We start from the raw sequence: 2,508 nt of genomic DNA on the forward strand, positions 1-2,508 counted from the left end.
CTTGCTGGCCGGCACACTGGCGGGGTTAGCCGCGAAGGAGCAGGCGACCGTGCTAAGCGCACGGCGCGCTGTGTTGATGCCCAGCGAGACAGGGCAAACCCAAGCCCAATGCGGGTATATTGGCCCGCAGGCTCTGAGAGGACACTGCCCATGATCCGTCGCCAAAGCCTGCTGGCCGCCCATCTCTTGGCTGTGCCTCGCCTTGCATAGGCCCTGGACAGCTTCCCCAACCGCACCATCACGCTGGTCGTGCCGCTCAGTGCCGGTGGGCCAGCCGACGTGGTCTTCCGCCCTATGGGCAACGCGTTGCAGGCCGAATGGGGCCAGCCCGCAGTGCTGGATTATCGCCCCGGCGCTGGCGGCACGCTGGCGATGGACATGGCCATCCGTGCCCGGCCGGATGGCCATACCTTGGCAATCTGCTCGAACAGCCAGTTCAGTATAGCGCCCTTCCTCATGTAGATCGCCGGCCGTACCACTGCTGCGGGCGGAACGGCGAAGCCTGGCGAGAAGGCCAGCGCATGGGTGAACAGGTCGCCATTCCCGATCGCCAGGGTCAGCGCTTAGGAGGCGCCGTCCGAGAAACCCCTCAGCGCAATGCGCTGATGGTCCGCTGCATGGTGCAGGAACACACTGCGCAGCGCCGCATCCAGGAAGGCGACGTCAGGTTCGAAGGCGCCACGGATGATGTCCCAGGTAGAGCCTGGACTTTCGGGCAAGAAAATAAGCATGTCAGGCGCCGCGGCCGCTATCAGCGCCAGCGTGCCGAGTGCTTCGCCGCCTGCATCATGCAGCATGACGATGAGCGGCAGCGGCTGGCCATCGGCCCGCGTCGGCGGCACTCGCTGGAGACCGTCCCGCCGCCCCCTGAACCGATCGGGTGCAGCCCTTCTGGCTGCGGCTCGCCGGTGGCGGTACCTGGACGGGTCAGGAGCCGACTACGCGAGGCCGCGGCGGCTTCATTCTTGCGATCAAACGTGATCGGGCAGCTCCATGCCACTCGGCGGAACGACGGCTTCGGTGGCGCAACCGCGCGGCGTCCCACAGGTTCCGTGGGGCTTCTACAGAGGCATCCTGATCATGGCGCTCCCGCCCCGCATTGGCTTTCATGCCTCGCATGAGCAGTTCCCCCCTTCCGAACTCCTGGCCTTGGCGCGGGCAGCCGAGCAGACGGGCTTCGACTGCGCAATGTCCTCTGACCATTTCCGGCCCTGGGGCATGGCGCAGGGCCATTCAGGCTTCGCCTGGTCATGGCTGGGAGCGGCGATGGCAACAACCCAGCTGCCCTTCGGGGTGATCTCTGCACCGGGCTATCGCTACCATCCCGCTATCCTCGCGCAGGGTGCGGCGACCCTGGCCGAGATGTTCCCTGGCCGCTTCTGGCTCGCCCTGGGCAGCGGCCAACGCCTCAACGAAGATATTACCGGCCTGGCCTGGCCGGAGAAGTCCGAGCGCAACGCCCGCTTGCGCGAATGCGCCGAGGTGATCCGGTCCCTGCTGGCCGGCGAGGAGGTGACGCATCATGGTCGCGTCACAGTGGTGAATGCGAAGCTCTACAGCCGCTCCACCCAGCCGCCGGCGCTGCTCGGCGCGGCGTTGACCGAGGCGACGGCGGAGGCCGTGGGCGCCTGGGCGGACGGACTGCTGACGGTTTCGGCATCTCCAAACCAGTTGCGGAAAATGATCCAGGCCTTCCGCCGAGGCGGCGGCGAGGGGAAACGGCTGGTTGTTCAGGTCGCGCTGAACTGGGCGCGAACCGAGGACGAGGCGCTGACCGGGGCGCATGAGCAGTGGCGCACCAATATGTTGGCTGGCGACGTCAACTGGGAGCTGCGTCGGCCTGAGGACTTTGACGTGGCAACCCGGTTTGTTCGACCGGAAGACATGCGGGAGTCCGTTTGGATCTCTTCCGACCTCGGCTGGCACGCAGCCCGGATCGCGGAGCTTATCGAACTTGGCTTCGACGAGGTCCAGCTTCACCAGGTCGGTCGCAACCAGCAGGCATTCATCGATACTTTCGGCGAGCGCGTGCTGCCTGCGCTGCGCCGTTGAGGGAAGAGCTGAGATGACCGGTATGGGCCCGGTTTTGGGACAAGCGCGGCTTGTCTGGGCGGCCGGCGCCCGGCTGGGAGAAGGCGCGCTCTGGGACGACCGGGCCGGCCGGGGCATTGCCAACTTGACGTCTCCTGGCTTTGCCGAGGGGGACGGGCCGGGATGGCGGGATGACGCCCGAGCCTGCGACCTTCCCCGGGTATCGCTTCCCGGCCGCGATCATCAGCTACGCCGTCTGGCTGTATCACGTTTTCGGCCTGAGCCTGCGCGAGGTGGAGTTGCTCTTGGCCGAGCGGGGCATTGTCGTCACCCACGAGAGCATCAGGCAATGGTGCCTGAAGTTCAGCGGCGACATCGCCCGGAAGCTGCGCCGCCGCCCGCCAAAGCCGGGCGACGTCTGGCACATGGATGAGGTGTAGACACTGTCGGCGAAATCCGAACTGTCTGAGATTGCTT

The 2,508-nt window shown here is 66.4% G+C and carries 4 protein-coding genes; 3 read left to right on the forward strand and 1 reads right to left on the reverse strand.

Annotated features, from left to right (window positions below):
• Window positions 1-249: 249 nt before the first annotated feature.
• Window positions 250-462: a tripartite tricarboxylate transporter substrate-binding protein gene (locus AC5JJ1_RS15860; RefSeq protein ID WP_495786071.1), complete on the forward strand. Its 213-nt coding sequence runs from the start codon at window positions 250-252 to the stop codon at window positions 460-462.
• A 101-nt stretch (window positions 463-563) separates the two neighbouring features.
• Here AC5JJ1_RS15860 and AC5JJ1_RS15865 read toward each other — a convergent pair whose 3' ends face one another.
• Window positions 564-842, reverse strand: coding sequence for a hypothetical protein (locus AC5JJ1_RS15865; protein ID WP_495786072.1), 279 nt, complete (start codon window positions 840-842; stop codon window positions 564-566).
• A gap of 238 nt (window positions 843-1,080) precedes the next feature.
• Between AC5JJ1_RS15865 and AC5JJ1_RS15870 the strand changes: the two genes are divergently transcribed.
• The gene (locus tag AC5JJ1_RS15870; protein WP_495786073.1) at window positions 1,081-2,052 is read left to right on the forward strand and encodes a TIGR03885 family FMN-dependent LLM class oxidoreductase; all 972 of its coding nucleotides are present in this window, start codon (window positions 1,081-1,083) and stop codon (window positions 2,050-2,052) included.
• 170 nt (window positions 2,053-2,222) lie between these two features.
• Window positions 2,223-2,471 carry a hypothetical protein gene (locus AC5JJ1_RS15875; protein ID WP_495786074.1) on the forward strand — a complete coding sequence of 83 codons (249 nt, stop codon included), beginning with the start codon at window positions 2,223-2,225 and terminating at the stop codon, window positions 2,469-2,471.
• Window positions 2,472-2,508 lie beyond the last annotated feature (37 nt).

The sequence above is a fragment of the Belnapia sp. genome (genome assembly GCF_059504005.1).